The sequence below is a fragment of the Enterobacter sp. Sphag1F genome (assembly GCF_014193275.1).
GTDB classification, from domain to species: Bacteria; Pseudomonadota; Gammaproteobacteria; order Enterobacterales; family Enterobacteriaceae; genus Pantoea; species Pantoea symbiotica.
The window spans coordinates 143,662-159,943 of sequence record NZ_JACHZD010000009.1 but is presented as its reverse complement, the minus strand read 5'-3'; the positions used below and the strand labels follow the sequence as shown (position 1 = coordinate 159,943).

At 53.9% G+C, this 16,282-nt stretch carries 14 protein-coding genes and 2 tRNA genes; 10 read left to right on the top strand and 6 right to left on the bottom strand.

Annotated features, from left to right (window positions below; translation table 11 throughout):
* Positions 1 to 17: 17 nt before the first annotated feature.
* Positions 18 to 94 (top strand) — tRNA-Asp (locus FHW71_RS22640).
* Positions 95 to 102: 8 nt separating this feature from the next.
* A tRNA-Trp gene (locus FHW71_RS22635) sits at positions 103 to 178 on the top strand.
* A 105-nt stretch (positions 179 to 283) separates the two neighbouring features.
* On the opposite strand, the gene hdfR is transcribed toward FHW71_RS22635, so the two are convergent.
* Positions 284 to 1,105: an HTH-type transcriptional regulator HdfR gene (gene hdfR, locus FHW71_RS22630; protein ID WP_008106614.1), complete on the bottom strand. Its 822-nt coding sequence runs from the start codon at positions 1,103 to 1,105 to the stop codon at positions 284 to 286.
* A gap of 121 nt (positions 1,106 to 1,226) precedes the next feature.
* Between hdfR and FHW71_RS22625 the strand changes: the two genes are divergently transcribed.
* Positions 1,227 to 1,565: a DUF413 domain-containing protein gene (locus FHW71_RS22625; protein ID WP_008106616.1), complete on the top strand. Its 339-nt coding sequence runs from the start codon at positions 1,227 to 1,229 to the stop codon at positions 1,563 to 1,565.
* Positions 1,566 to 1,595: 30 nt separating this feature from the next.
* Here FHW71_RS22625 and FHW71_RS22620 read toward each other — a convergent pair whose 3' ends face one another.
* Positions 1,596 to 3,116 (bottom strand): YifB family Mg chelatase-like AAA ATPase, encoded by a 1,521-nt coding sequence (locus FHW71_RS22620; RefSeq protein WP_008106618.1) that lies wholly within the window; start codon positions 3,114 to 3,116, stop codon positions 1,596 to 1,598.
* A 328-nt stretch (positions 3,117 to 3,444) separates the two neighbouring features.
* Between FHW71_RS22620 and ilvL the strand changes: the two genes are divergently transcribed.
* From ilvL to ilvA, 6 genes are all read left to right on the top strand, one after another.
* The gene (gene ilvL / locus FHW71_RS22615; protein WP_071531048.1) at positions 3,445 to 3,543 is read left to right on the top strand and encodes an ilv operon leader peptide; all 99 of its coding nucleotides are present in this window, start codon (positions 3,445 to 3,447) and stop codon (positions 3,541 to 3,543) included.
* Between the two features lie 149 nt (positions 3,544 to 3,692).
* The gene (gene ilvG, locus FHW71_RS22610; protein ID WP_179453148.1) at positions 3,693 to 5,339 is read left to right on the top strand and encodes an acetolactate synthase 2 catalytic subunit; all 1,647 of its coding nucleotides are present in this window, start codon (positions 3,693 to 3,695) and stop codon (positions 5,337 to 5,339) included.
* Entirely contained in the window at positions 5,336 to 5,593 is a 258-nt protein-coding gene (gene ilvM / locus FHW71_RS22605; protein WP_008106624.1) for an acetolactate synthase 2 small subunit, read from the top strand. The genes ilvG and ilvM overlap by 4 nt, the downstream gene beginning before the upstream one ends.
* Before the next feature lie 18 nt (positions 5,594 to 5,611).
* Positions 5,612 to 6,541, top strand: a complete 930-nt coding sequence (locus FHW71_RS22600; RefSeq protein WP_007888821.1) for a branched-chain amino acid transaminase — start codon at positions 5,612 to 5,614, stop codon at positions 6,539 to 6,541.
* Positions 6,542 to 6,603: 62 nt separating this feature from the next.
* Complete coding sequence (gene ilvD, locus FHW71_RS22595; protein WP_008106626.1) at positions 6,604 to 8,454, top strand: dihydroxy-acid dehydratase; 1,851 nt, start codon at positions 6,604 to 6,606, stop codon at positions 8,452 to 8,454.
* A 3-nt stretch (positions 8,455 to 8,457) separates the two neighbouring features.
* Positions 8,458 to 10,005, top strand: a complete 1,548-nt coding sequence (gene ilvA, locus FHW71_RS22590; protein ID WP_179453147.1) for a threonine ammonia-lyase, biosynthetic — start codon at positions 8,458 to 8,460, stop codon at positions 10,003 to 10,005.
* On the opposite strand, the gene ilvY is transcribed toward ilvA, so the two are convergent.
* Positions 10,006 to 10,887 carry an HTH-type transcriptional activator IlvY gene (ilvY, locus tag FHW71_RS22585; RefSeq protein ID WP_008106630.1) on the bottom strand — a complete coding sequence of 294 codons (882 nt, stop codon included), beginning with the start codon at positions 10,885 to 10,887 and terminating at the stop codon, positions 10,006 to 10,008.
* Between the two features lie 161 nt (positions 10,888 to 11,048).
* On the opposite strand from ilvY, the gene ilvC reads away from it, so the two are divergent.
* Complete coding sequence (gene ilvC / locus FHW71_RS22580) at positions 11,049 to 12,524, top strand: ketol-acid reductoisomerase (RefSeq protein ID WP_061719835.1); 1,476 nt, start codon at positions 11,049 to 11,051, stop codon at positions 12,522 to 12,524.
* Positions 12,525 to 12,691: 167 nt separating this feature from the next.
* On the opposite strand, the gene FHW71_RS22575 is transcribed toward ilvC, so the two are convergent.
* From FHW71_RS22575 to FHW71_RS22565, 3 genes are all read right to left on the bottom strand, one after another.
* Entirely contained in the window at positions 12,692 to 14,026 is a 1,335-nt protein-coding gene (locus FHW71_RS22575; RefSeq protein ID WP_179453146.1) for an MFS transporter, read from the bottom strand.
* Between the two features lie 289 nt (positions 14,027 to 14,315).
* Positions 14,316 to 15,323, bottom strand: coding sequence for an inner membrane protein YhjD (gene yhjD / locus FHW71_RS22570; protein ID WP_008106636.1), 1,008 nt, complete (start codon positions 15,321 to 15,323; stop codon positions 14,316 to 14,318).
* A gap of 45 nt (positions 15,324 to 15,368) precedes the next feature.
* Positions 15,369 to 16,268: a LysR family transcriptional regulator gene (locus FHW71_RS22565; protein WP_179453145.1), complete on the bottom strand. Its 900-nt coding sequence runs from the start codon at positions 16,266 to 16,268 to the stop codon at positions 15,369 to 15,371.
* Positions 16,269 to 16,282: the final 14 nt, after the last annotated feature.

The window sequence follows — 16,282 nt, the reverse complement described above, 5'->3', positions numbered from 1 at the left end:
ATCAGTACAGAATCGGTGGAGCGGTAGTTCAGTTGGTTAGAATACCTGCCTGTCACGCAGGGGGTCGCGGGTTCGAGCCCCGTCCGTTCCGCCACCCTAATTAGGGGCGTAGTTCAATTGGTAGAGCACCGGTCTCCAAAACCGGGTGTTGGGGGTTCGAGTCCCTCCGCCCCTGCCAGAAAATAATCCTTTGCCTCGGCAAAGGATTTTTTTTGTGCAAAATTCGTCAGTGGAATGAGTTTGAGTTTCACTGCGATCCACTCAAACTCCCTCATTTATTATCTTATTGTGTCAAAACCGGATATTTAAGCAGCTGACGAATGTGACTTTGCTGATCGCTATTCTGCAGCCACACCGCATATAACGGTCGCACGGCGACGGGTGTATCTGGAATAACCATCAAATCACTATAAATGCCGTGCCAAAAATCAGGTAAAAATGCACATGCACCGGTGGTATGCAGTAATTCGCGCGTTAAATGTGCCGATGTCGTAGTTAATACTGGGACATCATCACTGGACAGATAACTTTCATGCTGATGAAAATCTGCGCCCCATTCCAGCTTGATATAGTCATATTTTTCACGCTTCTCAGTTTTGCGTGCCCGGAATAATGCGAGCGAAATATGACCTATTTGCTGGCTGGTTAACTCATCCATTTTTGGTGCTTCGGTAGTGATCAACAGGTCCAATTGACGTTCATGCAATTGCTTAACCAGCAAATGTCGCTGGGCGATACGTGCCTCAAGATGAAGGCTTTCGCGATTCTCATAAAGTGTTTGCAACCAAGGAGTTAAATACGCTTCCCAAAGGGATGCGCTACCTCCTATCGAAAGCTCATGATGCTGCTGTGTATGTGAAACTTCCTTTTTGGCCATCAACCAGGTACTCATCAAGCTTTCGGCATAGGGCAATAAACGCTCGCCCGCTGAAGTCAGCCGGATGTTATTACGGTGACGAGTAAAAAGGTTTACGCCCAGCTGATTTTCCAGCTGACGAATGCGAAAACTAACGGCAGATTGCGTGAGGTAAAGCGCTTCAGCAGCACGCCCGAAATGGCGTGTTCTGCTCACTTCGAGGAAAGTTTTCAGTAATTCCGTATCCACTGCATTCTCCCAAAAATTGTTTGTCGTACTGATTTAAATGTTTTGTTTTACACTCTGTCAAGCCTATCTAATACTCCGCGCCATAAATAGCACGGCCATATGAGAGTCAGGAGCGTGTAAAATGGCGGATAGCTTCGCAACAACGAATCGTTTCTTTGATAACAAACATTACCCACGTGGTTTTTCGCGTCATGGTGATTTCACCATTAAAGAAGCTCAGCTTCTGGAGCGCCACGGTTACGCCTTTAATGAACTGGATCTCGCTAAGCGTGAACCCATTACAGAAGAAGAGCGTTCATTTTTAGAAGTATGTCGTGGTCTTCGTGAGCCGCAAACTGAAGCTGAACGTGTATGGTCGAAATATACCGCACGTATCAAACGACCTAAGCGTTTCCACACGCTATCTGGCGGCAAGCCGCAGATGGACACGGTGGAAGATTTTAGCGATAGCGATGATTAAGAATAGCGGGGCTTATATAAGCCCCGTTTTTTATTCCAGAGTTTTGTGCAGATAGATCATTAAGCGGTCGATGCTGCGATATCCCACTGCTTCCTGCAAATGGCTCCGCGTAATCAGCTCTTCACCTGCTAAATCAGCGATTGTCCTCGCCACCTTTAAAATCCGCTGCCAGGCGCGTACCGAAAGCCCCAACGAATTCAACACCTCTTCCAGCCATTCAGCATCCTGCTGCTTCAATGGACACCAACGTAAAATCTCCGGGTTTGAGAGATGAGCATTCACTTTTCCGCTGCGTGCTGTTTGAATCTGTCGCGCGGCAAGGACGCGTGCTAAAACCTCAGCGCTGCTTTCGCTGACTTGTTGTTTCTTACTCAGCGATCCGCTCGGAAGAAGTGGAACTTCTAACGATAGATCAAAGCGATCAAGAAAAGGTCCTGATAGGCGATTGAGATAGCGCAACACCTGCTGAGGTGATGAGCGATTATGGTTGCCCTGATAATGCCCAGTCGGGCTAGGATTCATTGCACCGATCAATTGAAAGCGCGCGGGATAAGTCACTTTAGCGCGCGTGCGTGAAATGGCGATTTCCCCGGATTCGATCGGTTCGCGCAACGCATCCAGCGTTCTGCGCTCAAACTCGGGCAGTTCATCGAGGAATAACACACCGTTGTGTGCCAAAGATATTTCCCCAGGCCGTGGCAATGAACCGCCACCAACCAACGCATACAGTGATGCACTGTGATGAGGCGCTCTGAACGGCCGTTTGCGCCACTGATGATGGAGATTGCCACTGCTTACCAGACTGGCGATAGCGGCGCACTCCAGTGCTTCCTGGTCGTCTAATGGCGGCATGATACCGGGCAGACGCGTTGCCAGCATGGTCTTGCCGGTGCCCGGCGGTCCAATCAGTAACAGGTTATGCCCGCCAGCTGCAGTGATCTCCAGTGCTCGTCGGCCCTGATCCTGACCAATGATATCGCTGAGGTCCTGCTTTTCCTGTTCAAGCGTTTCAGGGTGATAATGCGCGACGGTGAGGGTAGTTTTGTTATGTAGAAACGCACAGATTTCTACCAGATGTTTGCCAACCAGCGTCTCGCCTTGTTGAATCAACCCGACATCCTGTTGATTCTGTTCAGCTAACACCATTTGTCTGCCCGCTTGCAGCGCCGCCATCGCCGCCGGAATAGCGGCCTGAACGCCACAGAGCGCGCCGTTAAGCGCTAACTCCCCCAGGAATTCATATTGCCCTAGTTTTGCGTCTGGCAGCTGCTCAGAGGCAGCCAGAATGGCGATTGCGATGGGGAGGTCATAGCGTCCGCCTTCTTTTGGCAGATCGGCAGGTGCCAGATTGATGGTGACGCGTTTCGCCGGAAAGGTAAATCCGCTATTAATAATCGCGCTACGCACCCGTTCCCGCGCTTCTTTTACCGTGGTTTCAGGCAGTCCAACTAGCGTCAGGGCCGGCAAACCGTTGCTAATGTGTACTTCCACCGTCACCAGCGGAGCCTGAACACCTAGCGCAGCTCGTGTTAATACTTTGGATAAAGACATAACCGCTCCTTGTTGTCCTTATCATCAGAGCAGCCAGGTGGATGAACAATGGCTATCTGCTCAACATCAGAACCAGATTCCTGACATTCGCTGAGAATTGCAGCTGTTTCACTAAAAATCAGAGCCTGTTCGTAAACCGCAAATGAAGATTACGAAGCGGGCGTTATGAATTTTTATCACAAATGTAAATAACCTTTTACTTACAATGTGATAACGCAAAACCGCCAACGCCGTCATAAAAATTCCCAATGAAAATTATTGTCAATGACGTGCTAACTATGATAACTCTGTAGGTATTACTTCGAACAATCGAAAAAACAAACAACACATGAAAGCCCTTCTACAAGTGATTAGCCTAGTCGTGATTAGCGTGGTGGTGATTATTATCCCACCGTGCGGGGCATCGCTTGGAGAAAGAAAGGCTTAAAAATCAAGTCTGGAATTCCAAAAACCCCCGCACCGAAAGGTCCGGGGGTTTTTTTTTAACCAGGCTAAATATCAGCAAATTAGCGAGGAACAGATTATGAGCAGTAGCATAAAATTCTGTTGTTCCCCTAGGAATACAGGAGAATAACCATGACAGGTGCACAGTGGGTAGTTCAGGCTTTACGCGCGCAGGGTGTCGATACAGTGTTTGGCTATCCTGGCGGCGCAATCATGCCAGTGTACGATGCGCTCTACGATGGCGGCGTGGAACACCTACTGTGCCGTCATGAGCAGGGTGCGGTGATGGCGGCCATCGGTTATGCCCGCGCAACCGGCAAGACTGGCGTCTGTATCGCCACTTCGGGTCCGGGCGCCACCAACCTGATCACCGGTCTGGCGGATGCGATGATGGATTCGATCCCGGTTGTAGCGATCACTGGCCAGGTCTCATCGGCCTTTATCGGTACCGACGCCTTCCAGGAAATTGACGTTCTCGGTTTATCCTTAGCCTGCACTAAACACAGTTTCCTCGTTGAATCCCTTGATGATTTACCTTCGGTGATGGCAGAAGCCTTTGCTATCGCGCAATCGGGTCGTCCCGGCCCGGTTCTGGTTGATATCCCAAAAGACATTCAGATCGCCAACGGCGAACTGACGCCGCATCTGCTGCCGGTTGAGGAAGAAATCAGCCACTCAGCGCAGCACATTGCGGAGGCGCGCGCATTGATGGCGCAGTCGCATAAGCCGATGCTGTATATCGGTGGCGGCGTTGGCATGGCGCAGGCGGTTCCTGCCTTACGTGCCATGGCGAAGGAAACCGGCATCCCGATGGTTTCCACCCTGAAAGGGCTCGGCAGCGCGGATGCCAGCAGCGATCTCTATCTCGGCATGCTTGGCATGCATGGCACCAAAGCCGCTAACCTCGCAGTACAATCCTGTGATTTGCTGATTGCCGTCGGCGCACGCTTTGACGACCGCGTTACTGGCAAGTTGGATACCTTCGCGCCGCACGCCAGCGTTATCCATATCGATATCGATCCTGCCGAACTGAACAAACTGCGCCGCGCGCACGTTTCACTGCAGGGCGATATGAATCAGGTTTTGCCCGCACTGAGCATGCCGATGCACATTGATGGCTGGCGCCAAGAAGTCAGCGCGATGAAAAAAGAGTTCGACTGGCGTTACGATCACCCAGGCGAAGCAATCTACGCGCCGTTGTTGCTGAAGCAGTTGTCCGATCGTAAAGCGGATAGCGCAGTGGTCACCACCGACGTCGGCCAGCACCAAATGTGGGCCGCACAGCATATGAGTTTCACCGCGCCAGAAAACTTCATCACCTCCAGCGGCCTCGGCACCATGGGCTTTGGCTTGCCGGCGGCGATTGGTGCACAGGTTGCACGTCCAGAAGATACGGTTATCTGCGTATCTGGTGACGGTTCCATCATGATGAACATTCAGGAGCTGGGCACTATCAAGCGCGGCAAATTGCCGGTGAAGATTCTGCTGCTGGATAACCAGCGTCTCGGCATGGTGCGCCAGTGGCAGCAATTGTTCTTTGATGGTCGCTACAGCGAAACCATTCTTACTGATAACCCCGATTTCCTCACGCTGGCCAGCGCCTTTGATATCCCAGGCCAGCGCATTAGCCGTAAAGATCAGGTCGACGCCGCCCTCGATGCTCTGCTGAACAGTGAAGGTCCTTACTTCCTGCATGTTTCGATAGATGAGCATGAAAACGTCTGGCCATTGGTACCGCCGGGTGCCAGCAACGCAAACATGATGGAGAAAACCGCATGAATCAGCATCAATTGTCTATCGAAGCCCGCTTTCGTCCTGAAATATTGGAGCGCATTTTGCGTGTCGTGCGTCACCGTGGTTTCCAGGTGTGTGCGATGAATATGGCCTCCGCGGTCAATGCCGAGAACATTAATATCGAAATGACCGTTGCCAGCCAACGCTCAGTCGATTTACTGTCTTCGCAGTTAAGCAAACTTATGGATGTCGCTTGCGTCGAGATCCAACAACAGACAACACAACAAATCCGCGCATAGTCGCCAAAGGAAAAAGCAATGAGTACGAAGAAAGCAGACTTTATTTGGTTCAATGGTGAGATGGTTAAGTGGGAAGACGCCAAGGTCAGCGTTATGTCTCACGCACTGCACTACGGTACTTCTGTGTTTGAAGGCGTGCGTTGCTACGACTCACACAAAGGTCCAGTAGTGTTCCGCCACCGTGAGCACATGAAGCGTCTGCATGAATCCGCCAAAATTTACCGTTTCCCGATTAAAGCCAGCGTTGATGAGTTGATGGAAGCGTGCCGCGAAGTAATCCGCGTGAACAAACTGAAAAGCGCTTATATCCGTCCGCTGGCCTTCGTCGGTGACGTGGGTCTGGGTGTGAACCCGCCAGATGGCTACACCACCGATGTAATCATCGCCGCCTTCCCTTGGGGTGCTTACCTGGGCGCTGAAGCGCTGGAAAACGGTATCGACGCGATGGTTTCTTCGTGGAACCGCGTTGCACCAAACACCTTGCCGACCGCCGCGAAAGCGGGTGGTAACTATCTTTCTTCTCTGCTGGTCGGTAGCGAAGCGCGCCGCCACGGCTATCAGGAAGGTATCGCCCTCGACACCAACGGCTATATTTCAGAAGGTGCTGGCGAAAACTTGTTCGAAGTGAAAGATGGCATTCTGTTCACGCCACCGTTCACCTCTTCTGCGCTGCCAGGCATCACTCGTGACGCCATCATTAAGCTGGCGCAAGACATGGGTATCGAAGTGCGTGAGCAGGTTCTGTCGCGCGAATCCCTTTATCTGGCAGACGAAGTCTTCATGTCAGGTACTGCAGCGGAGATCACTCCGGTGCGTAGCGTCGACGGCATTCAGGTCGGCGAAGGTAAACGTGGTCCGGTCACCGGTCGTATCCAGAAGGCATTCTTTGGCCTGTTCACTGGCGAGACGGAAGACAAGTGGGGCTGGTTGGATCCGGTTAACGCATAACGAGATTTTTTGCGGGCGTCAGATGGCGCCCGCAACCTGATTATTACTGGAGTAAATAGAGCATGCCTAAGTACCGTTCCGCCACCACCACCCATGGACGTAACATGGCCGGTGCCCGTGCCTTGTGGCGCGCGACAGGAATGACCGATGACGATTTCGGTAAGCCGATTATCGCCGTGGTCAACTCATTCACCCAATTCGTACCGGGCCACGTGCACCTGCGCGATCTTGGCAAACTGGTTGCTGAGGAAATCGAAGCAGCTGGCGGCGTGGCTAAAGAGTTCAACACCATAGCGGTGGATGACGGTATCGCCATGGGTCATGGCGGCATGCTGTATTCACTGCCTTCACGCGAGCTGATTGCCGATTCAGTGGAGTACATGGTTAATGCGCACTGCGCCGATGCCATGGTCTGTATCTCCAACTGCGACAAAATCACCCCGGGCATGCTGATGGCGTCACTGCGCCTTAACATTCCGGTGATCTTTGTGTCTGGCGGCCCGATGGAAGCCGGTAAAACCAAACTGTCTGATCAAATCATCAAGCTGGATCTGGTTGATGCAATGATTCAGGGCGCCAACCCGAACGTCAGCGATGCCGACAGCGATCAGATCGAACGTTCTGCTTGCCCAACCTGCGGTTCCTGTTCCGGTATGTTTACCGCCAACTCGATGAACTGTCTGACCGAAGCGCTGGGCTTATCTCAGCCAGGTAACGGTTCACTGCTGGCCACGCACGCAGATCGTAAAGAGCTGTTCATCAATGCCGGTAAGCGCATCGTTAGCCTGACCAAACGTTATTACGAGCAGGATGACGTCAACATGCTGCCGCGTAACATCGCTACCAAAGCGGCGTTCGAGAATGCGATGACGCTGGATATCGCCATGGGCGGTTCCACCAACACCGTTCTTCACCTGCTGGCAGCGGCGCTGGAAGGCGAAATCGACTTCAACATCTCCGATATCGATCGCTTGTCTCGCAAAGTACCGCAGCTATGTAAAGTGGCGCCAAGTACGCCGAAATATCACATGGAAGATGTGCACCGTGCGGGTGGCGTTATCGCCATTCTCGGTGAGTTGGATCGTGCCGGTTTGATCGACACCAGCGCGCGCAACATTTTGCAGCAGAGCATGCGTGAAACCCTGGATCAGTACGACATCATGCTGACCAAAGATCAGGCGGTGAAGGATATGTTCCGCGCCGGTCCTGCTGGTATTCGTACCACCAAGGCGTTCTCGCAGAATTGCCGTTGGGACACGCTGGATGACGATCGTACCGATGGTTGTATTCGTACTCGCGAACACGCTTACTCGCAGGATGGCGGCTTAGCCGTGCTTTACGGCAACATTGCGGAAGATGGCTGCATCGTTAAAACCGCGGGTGTAGACAAAGAGATCCTCACCTTCAAAGGCCCGGCCAAAGTGTACGAAAGCCAGGATGATGCGGTTGAAGCGATCCTTGGCGGCAAAGTTGTGGCTGGCGATGTCGTAGTAATCCGCTACGAAGGACCGAAAGGCGGGCCGGGCATGCAGGAAATGCTCTATCCGACCACATATCTGAAATCCATGGGCCTCGGCAAAAGCTGCGCACTGATCACCGATGGTCGCTTCTCTGGCGGTACGTCGGGCTTGTCGATTGGTCACGCCTCTCCGGAAGCGGCGAGCGGTGGCACCATCGCGCTGGTGAAAGATGGCGACATGATTGAAATCGATATCCCGAACCGTGGCATCAAGCTGGCGGTACCGGATAACGAACTGCACGCACGTCGTGAAGAAGAGCAAGCGCGTGGCGATGCGGCTTATACCCCGCACGGCCGTGTGCGTGAAGTCTCCTTTGCCCTGCGCGCCTATGCATCACTGGCGACCAGCGCAGACAAAGGCGCGGTGCGCGATAAGTCTAAGCTGGGAGGCTAACCCATGGCTGAGTCTCAACCGCTCTCCGCAAAGCCAAACGGCGCGGAGTATTTGCGCGCAGTGCTGCGTTCACCGGTGTATGAAATTGCTCAGGTGACGCCGCTGCAAAAAATGGAAAAAATTTCATCGCGTCTTGGCAACACCATTCTGGTGAAGCGTGAAGATCGTCAGCCGGTGCACAGCTTCAAGCTGCGCGGGGCCTACGCGATGATTGCCGGGCTGAACGAAGAGCAAAAAGCGCGCGGCGTGGTGACGGCTTCGGCCGGCAACCATGCGCAGGGCGTGGCGCTCTCGGCCAGCACGCTTGGCATCAAATCACTGATTGTGATGCCGTTGGCCACGGCAGACATCAAGGTTGATGCAGTACGCGCATTTGGCGGTGAGGCTTATCTGTTTGGTGCTAACTTCGACGAGGCGAAAGCCAAAGCGATTGAGCTGTCAGAGCAGCAGGGTTACACCTTCGTTCATCCGTTTGACCATCCGGCGGTGATCGCCGGGCAGGGCACGCTGGCGATGGAACTGCTGCAGCAGGATGCGCATCTCGATCGCGTCTTCGTGCCGGTCGGCGGTGGCGGTCTGGCGGCGGGCGTTGCGGTGCTGATCAAGCAGCTGATGCCGCAGATCAAAGTGATTGCCGTGGAGTCGGAAGATTCTGCCTGTCTGAAGGCGGCGCTCGATGCGGGTGAGCCGGTAGATTTGCCGCGCGTGGGTTTGTTTGCTGAAGGCGTGGCGGTCAAACGCATCGGCAGCGAAACCTTCCGCCTGTGTCAGGAGTATCTCGATGACATCATCACGGTGGATAGCGATGCGATTTGTGCAGCGGTGAAAGATCTGTTCGAAGATGTGCGCGCCGTGGCGGAACCTTCAGGCGCGCTGGCGCTGGCGGGCATGAAGAAGTACATCCAGCTGCACGACATCAAAGGCGAGCGCCTGGCGCACGTGTTGTCGGGTGCCAACGTGAACTTCCACGGCTTGCGCTATGTCTCCGAGCGTTGCGAACTGGGCGAACAGCGTGAAGCGCTGCTGGCGGTCACCATTCCAGAGCAACAGGGCAGTTTCCTCAAGTTCTGTCAGACCATCGGCGGGCGCTCTATTACCGAGTTCAACTATCGTTACGCGGATGCAGACAACGCCTGCATTTTCGTCGGTGTGCGTTTAACGCGCGGGCTGGAGGAGCGCAGTGAGATCATCAGCCAACTGAGCGAAGCCGGTTATAACGTGGTGGATCTGTCGGATGATGAAATGGCCAAGCTGCACGTGCGCTACATGGTGGGCGGACGTCCATCGAAGCCGCTGCGCGAACGCCTGTTTAGCTTTGAATTCCCGGAAGCACCGGGCGCGCTGCTGAAGTTCCTGCAGACGCTTGGCGCGCACTGGAATATCTCGCTGTTCCATTATCGCAGCCACGGCACGGATTACGGTCGCGTGCTGGCGGCGTTTGAAGCTAACGATCAAGAACCGGATTTCGAAACCCATCTCACCGCGTTGGGCTACGAATGGCATGACGAAGCGAACAACCCGGCGTTCCGTTTCTTCCTCGCCGGGCAGTAATTACAGCTGGTGCCAGAACGCATTGATAAGCGGCTCTCCGAGCCGCTTTTTTTGTACGCAAACGCCGAGTTCCAGCGGCGCGACAGACTCCACATTCTCTAGCGTTAACACGCGATTGCGCACCGGTTCCGGGCTGTTCTCCAGCACCACATCCGGTAACAGCGCAATACCGCATCCCAGCGCCACCATCGACACAATCGCTTCATGACCAGAAACCGTGGCATAAATCTGTGGATTAGGAATGCGCTGGCGGCGGAACCATAAATCGATACCACGGCGTGCAGGTCCTTGTTCCGGCAGGATAAACGGAATCTGCGCCCAATCGGGTTGCTCCTGCGTTGCCTGATTGCGTACCGGACAAGGCAGCGCCGGGGCGATCAGCACCAGCGGAATCAGGCCCAGTGGCGTAAAATCTATGCTGGCGGGCAGCGATTCAGGGCGACCGGCAATGGCGAGATCGGCATCACCGGATTGCACCATCTCAATCGCATCGGCGGCATCACCGGTAGTAAGTTTGATCTCTACCTGCGGATGTTCAGCGCGAAAGCGATCGAGAATCGGCGGCAAATGGCTGTAAGCGGCGGTCACCGAGCAAAACAGGCGCAGCTCGCCGCTCAGTGAAGGGCCGTTAAGATCCATCACATGGCGCAACTGCTGATACTGCAGCAACGTCTGCTGCGCAAACTGGCGCAGGCGCTCACCGGCTTCTGTTAGCGTCACGGTGCGGTTATCACGCAGGAACAGCGCGTGACCGACATCCTCTTCCAGGCGCTGAATCTGGCGCGATAGGGTTGAAGGGCTGACGTGCATGGCACGCGCGGTGCGACCAAAGTGGCAGCTTTCAGCCAGATGAAGGAAGAGTTTCAGGTCTCGTAAATCCATGCGCGTATCGCCTCAAGGTTATGTTGCAAATTTTGCAATGTGACCTTGCTAATATATCAATTTAAGCAACGGATTTCCTGTCATATGATGGGGTCATTCGCGGCGTAAGAGACAACGTCGTTACTGAACAAAAACAAACACAACATCTAACCGGAGTACCCATGGCTAATTACTTCAACACATTGAATCTGCGCAACCAGTTAGCGCAGCTGGGCAAATGTCGTTTCATGTCACGCGACGAATTCGCAGATGGCGCTAGCTTCCTGAAAGGCAAGAAAGTGGTCATCGTTGGTTGTGGTGCTCAGGGTCTGAACCAGGGCCTGAACATGCGTGATTCTGGTCTGGACGTGGCGTATGCCCTGCGTGCTGAAGCGATTGCTGAGAAGCGTGCCTCTTTCCGCAAAGCGACCGATAACGGCTTCAAAGTCGGTACTTACGAAGAGTTGATCCCACAGGCCGATCTGGTAGTAAACCTGACGCCAGACAAGCAGCACTCCGCGGTAGTTCAGGCTGTTCAGCCGCTGATGAAAGATGGCGCTGCGCTGGGTTACTCACACGGTTTCAACATCGTTGAAGTGGGCGAAACCATCCGCAAAGACATCACCGTTGTGATGGTAGCGCCGAAGTGCCCGGGTACTGAAGTACGTGAAGAGTACAAGCGTGGTTTCGGTGTTCCTACGCTGATCGCCGTTCACCCGGAAAACGATCCAAAAGGCGAAGGCATGGCGATTGCTAAAGCCTGGGCAGCAGCGACCGGCGGCGACCGTGCGGGCGTGCTGGAATCTTCCTTCGTTGCGGAAGTGAAATCTGACCTGATGGGCGAGCAGACCATCCTGTGTGGTATGTTGCAGGCCGGTTCTCTGCTGTGCTTCGACAAGCTGGTGGCTGAAGGTCACGACGCGGCTTATACCGAAAAACTGATTCAGTTCGGCTGGGAAACCATCACCGAATCACTGAAGTTCGGCGGCATTACGCTGATGATGGATCGCCTGTCTAACCCGGCGAAAATCCGTGCTTATGCGCTGTCTGAGCAGCTGAAAACCATCATGGCACCGCTGTTCCAGAAGCACATGGATGACATCATCTCTGGCGAATTCTCTTCAGGCATGATGGCTGACTGGGCTAACGACGACAAAAACCTGCTGACCTGGCGTGAAGAGACCGGCGCAACCGCATTCGAAAACGCACCGCAGTTTGATGGCAAAATCGAAGAGCAGGAATACTACGACAAAGGCGTCGTGATGGTTGCAATGGTGAAAGCAGGCGTTGAGCTGGCGTTCGAAACCATGGTTGACGCGGGCATCATCGAAGAGTCCGCTTACTACGAATCACTGCACGAGCTGCCGCTGATTGCTAATACCATCGCACGTAAGCGTCTGTATGAGATGAACGTGGTTATCTCAGATACTGCAGAATACGGTAACTACCTGTTCTCCTTCGCGGCAGTTCCACTGCTGAAAGAGTTCATGACCACGCTGCAGCCGGGCGATCTGGGCAAAGTAGTTGAAGGTACTCAGGTTGATAACGCACAGCTGCGTGACGTCAACGAAGCCGTTCGTCAGCATCCAATCGAATCTGTAGGCCGCAAACTGCGTGGCTACATGACCGATATGAAACGTATCGCTGTCGCTGGCTAAGCCACGCACGACACCGTTTTCAGCACAATAAAAACCCCGGCTTGCCGGGGTTTTTTGTTATGTAAGATTGTCGATTACAACGTAGGGTCGCCATTCATGGCGACCTGGTTTAAACCGCACCCAATAAAAAACCCGGCCTAAGCCGGGTTCTCTCAACGCTCAATCAATTACACCGCTTCATACAGCGTCTGATTACGCGTCTCTTTACAGGCAATCAGCGCGATCAACGTCAACACCGCCATCGAGGCCAGATAGAAACCCACCGCCTGCAAACCGTAATGGGCATTAAGCCAGGTCGCGATATAAGGCGCCACAGAAGCCCCAAGAATCGACGACAGGTTGTAGGAGAAGGATGCACCGGTATAACGCACTTCCGTCGGGAACAGTTCTGGCAGCAGCGCGCCCATCGGACCAAACGTCAGGCCCATAATGCTCAGACCAAGGATCAGGAAGCCCATCACCAGCACCTGAGAGCCAGAACCCAGCAGCATTGGGAACATCAATGCAAAGGCGATAATCATCAACGTAATGGTGATCATGGTTTTACGACGACCAAAGCGATCGGCCAGCAGACCGGCAATCGGTACCATCACACCAAAACCAATCACCGCCACCATCAGCATCCACAGGAAGCTATTACGCGAATAGCCAAGACCTGCCGGTACGGGCGCGGTGCCGTAACTCATTGAGTACACGGTCATGATGTAGAACAGCGTGTACGTGGCGAGCATAATGAAGGTGCCGAGAATGGTGGCGGTCAGATGCTTGCTCAGCAGCGTGCCAATCGGCATTTTCACCTGCTTGTTCTCTTTCTGCACTTTGGCGAATACCGGGCTTTCATGCAGCGAAACGCGCACATACAGACCAATTAACACCAATACCGCAGAGAGAATAAACGGCACGCGCCAGCCCCAGTTCATGAACTGCTCGTCGGTCAGCAACCATGAAAGCAGCAGGAAGGTGCCGTTAGCGAAGAAGAAGCCAATCGGCGCGCCGAGCTGTGGGAATGAACCATAAAGCGCACGTTTCTTCGCCGGGGCATTTTCGGTCGCCAGCAGTGCTGCGCCGCCCCATTCACCACCGAGTCCAAGGCCCTGACCAAAACGCGCCAGCGCCAGCAGCAGTGGCGCTGCCACGCCAATGGTTTCATATCCTGGCAGCAAACCAATCAGCACCGTCGAAACGCCCATGGTCAGCAGCGATGCCACCAGGGTTGCTTTACGGCCAACGCGGTCGCCAAAGTGGCCGAACACGGCAGAACCGATAGGACGCGCCACGAAAGCGATAGCGAAGGTTGCCAGCGACTGCAGCGTGGCCACGGTCGGATCGCCCTGCGGGAAGAAGATGTGCGGGAAAATAATCACCGCGGCGGTGGCATAGATATAGAAATCGAAGAACTCAATGGCGGTGCCGACAAGCGATGCCACAACCACTTTGCCACGTGAATTGACCGGCGCGTCGTCGTGTTTTTTGTCGAGTGTTTCTGTGATGGAGGCTTGCATAAGTGTTTCTTAATTGTAAATGTAGACAGAGAATCTTACGCACCTGGTTTGCGGCATTCAATGGCGAAAAACCGCGTCAGACCGGGCTTTTTCGGCGAATAAGTGGATAATTTCTGAGTTGCTGCAATCAGTGGCGGATGGGAACGGGAAGTGTCATTTTTTTGGCGGGAATCTCTGCAAAAGGGCCAAATTAAAGTGACCCTTTAGCGTTTCCTGCTGGTTTTTGCTGAAAAAGTAGCCAGCAGGAAACATTTTTAGCTAGTACGGCAATTGTAACAACTTCGTCGGCTTATTTAGCCTGATGCGGCTGCGGCATCTCTTTATCATCTTTGTATTTAGCGGTGGCGATCCACGCAGCGCAGAACAGCGTCAAACGCGCAAAGAAGTAGAAGAACGCCATCAAGCCGAGCACCGAACCAAAGGCGGCACCCGATGGCGAAGTCGCCAGCTTCGGCAGCGTCAGCGTCATCACAAACTTGATCACTTCAAAGCCAATCGCCGCCAGCAGCGTGCCACGGAACAGTGCTTTTTTACGTGGCTTGTGGCGCGGCAGAATCCAGAAGATCCACAGGAACAGCAGATAGTTAGCAAAGATGGAGATAGATAACGCAATCACTGTCATCGCCGGACGCAGCCACTCAATGTCTTCAAGCCCCAACGCATTAACGATCGCCGCCTGTGCCGCACCGGCAATCGAGGTCAGCGACAGTGTAATCACCAGCGCAAACATCAAACCCAGCAGCGAAAGCAGGTCGCGTGCGTACTTCTTCCAGAGTTTCTCCTGATCGTCTGGCGTGCGTTCCCACACGTCGCGCGACTGCGCACGTACCGCTTCACGCAAATTGCCCATCCAGTTAATGCCGGAGTAGAGCGCCAGCAGCAAACCGGTTATCCCCACTGTGGCGCGCTGTTGAATCGCGGTGTTCACCGTATTCTTCAGCGTGGTGGCCAGCGTCGGATCGCTGATGCTGTTAACGATTTTGTTGATCAACTCGGTGAGCAAATCCTGATTCGACGCCAGCACAAAGCCGACCGCCGCAAAGGAGACCATCAAAATCGGTATCAGTGAAAGAAATGAGAAGTAGGTGATAGCCGCGCCAAACTGGCTGCCGAGGCGATCGTTAAAGCGTTCCAGCGCGCGCATAAAATGCGCCACTGCCGGAATCGCCTGAAACCAGGCAGCGAAGCGCGACACATTTTGAATCGAGCCATCCACGGTTTTATTGCCGGTTTTAATATCAATTAGCGGCTTGGCTTCTGCCTTGGCCGCTGTCTCTGTAGGTTTTTTGTCCGTCATAGACGATAGTCATCCTGTTCACTGCGAAAATACAATTATAGCGCCTTATGTGACGTACTCCTGCAAGACGTGGCTTAACCACTCCATAAACACGCGTACGCGGCGCGCCACGTTACGGCGATGCGGGTAAAGCAGCGAGATTGGCATCGGTTTCGCCGGGAAGTGATGCAGCACTTCAACCAGTTGTCCCGACTCCAGCAGCGGCTGCACGCCAATCGCCGGCACCTGAATTATGCCAAGCCCGGCCATGCACGCCGCGCGATAGGTTTCGGTGCTGTTTACCGTCACCACGCCGCCGGTTTGAACGTAATGACACTGTTTGCCATCAAAATATTCAAAGCCCAGTGAAGGTTGTCCAAGCTGCTGGGTGTAATGCACCATCGCGTGTTGCGACAGATCTTCCAGCCGCACCGGCATGCCGAAGCGGGAAAGGTAGCCGGGGCTGGCGCAGTTGATCAAGGCATGTGAGCCGATTTTCCGCGCAATCAGCCCGGAATCTTTCAGCTCGCCAACGCGCACCACGCAGTCAAAGCCTTCGCGAATCACATCGACCTGGCGATCGCTACTGCTCAGCTCAATTTCCAGACCGGGATAGTGCTGCAAAAATTCTGGCAGGCGCGGCAGCACAAAGCCGGTTGCCATTGCCACCGACATATCCACGCGCAGCTTACCGCTTAAGGTGCCGGGATCGTGCTGGAACAGGCTGTCTATGTCGTCGAGCATCGAGAGCAAATCGAGACAGCGATCGTAATAAACCAGGCCGTCCTGCGTCAGATGCACGCGCCGCGTGGTGCGATGCAGCAGGCGCGTTCCCATTTGATTCTCCAGCGCCTGCAGCTGGCGCGATACGCTGCCTTTCGGTAAACCCAAACTTTCTGCCGCACGGGTAAAACTGCCCATTTCTGCCACTCGCACAAAAACCTGCATTGCGTGAATTTTATCCATGTTGTTCACCGATT

Coding starts and splice junctions, on each gene's coding strand:
- yhjD (WP_008106636.1), bottom strand. CDS start 15,323: ATGACGGACAAAAAACCTACAGAGACAGCGGCCAAGGCAGAAGCCAAG.
- ilvL (WP_071531048.1), top strand. CDS start 3,445: ATGAAAGCCCTTCTACAAGTGATTAGCCTAGTCGTGATTAGCGTGGTG.
- ilvY (WP_008106630.1), bottom strand. CDS start 10,887: ATGGATTTACGAGACCTGAAACTCTTCCTTCATCTGGCTGAAAGCTGC.
- ilvG (WP_179453148.1), top strand. CDS start 3,693: ATGACAGGTGCACAGTGGGTAGTTCAGGCTTTACGCGCGCAGGGTGTC.
- FHW71_RS22600 (WP_007888821.1), top strand. CDS start 5,612: ATGAGTACGAAGAAAGCAGACTTTATTTGGTTCAATGGTGAGATGGTT.
- FHW71_RS22625 (WP_008106616.1), top strand. CDS start 1,227: ATGGCGGATAGCTTCGCAACAACGAATCGTTTCTTTGATAACAAACAT.
- FHW71_RS22575 (WP_179453146.1), bottom strand. CDS start 14,026: ATGCAAGCCTCCATCACAGAAACACTCGACAAAAAACACGACGACGCG.
- FHW71_RS22620 (WP_008106618.1), bottom strand. CDS start 3,116: ATGTCTTTATCCAAAGTATTAACACGAGCTGCGCTAGGTGTTCAGGCT.
- ilvM (WP_008106624.1), top strand. CDS start 5,336: ATGAATCAGCATCAATTGTCTATCGAAGCCCGCTTTCGTCCTGAAATA.
- ilvD (WP_008106626.1), top strand. CDS start 6,604: ATGCCTAAGTACCGTTCCGCCACCACCACCCATGGACGTAACATGGCC.
- ilvC (WP_061719835.1), top strand. CDS start 11,049: ATGGCTAATTACTTCAACACATTGAATCTGCGCAACCAGTTAGCGCAG.
- FHW71_RS22565 (WP_179453145.1), bottom strand. CDS start 16,268: ATGGATAAAATTCACGCAATGCAGGTTTTTGTGCGAGTGGCAGAAATG.
- ilvA (WP_179453147.1), top strand. CDS start 8,458: ATGGCTGAGTCTCAACCGCTCTCCGCAAAGCCAAACGGCGCGGAGTAT.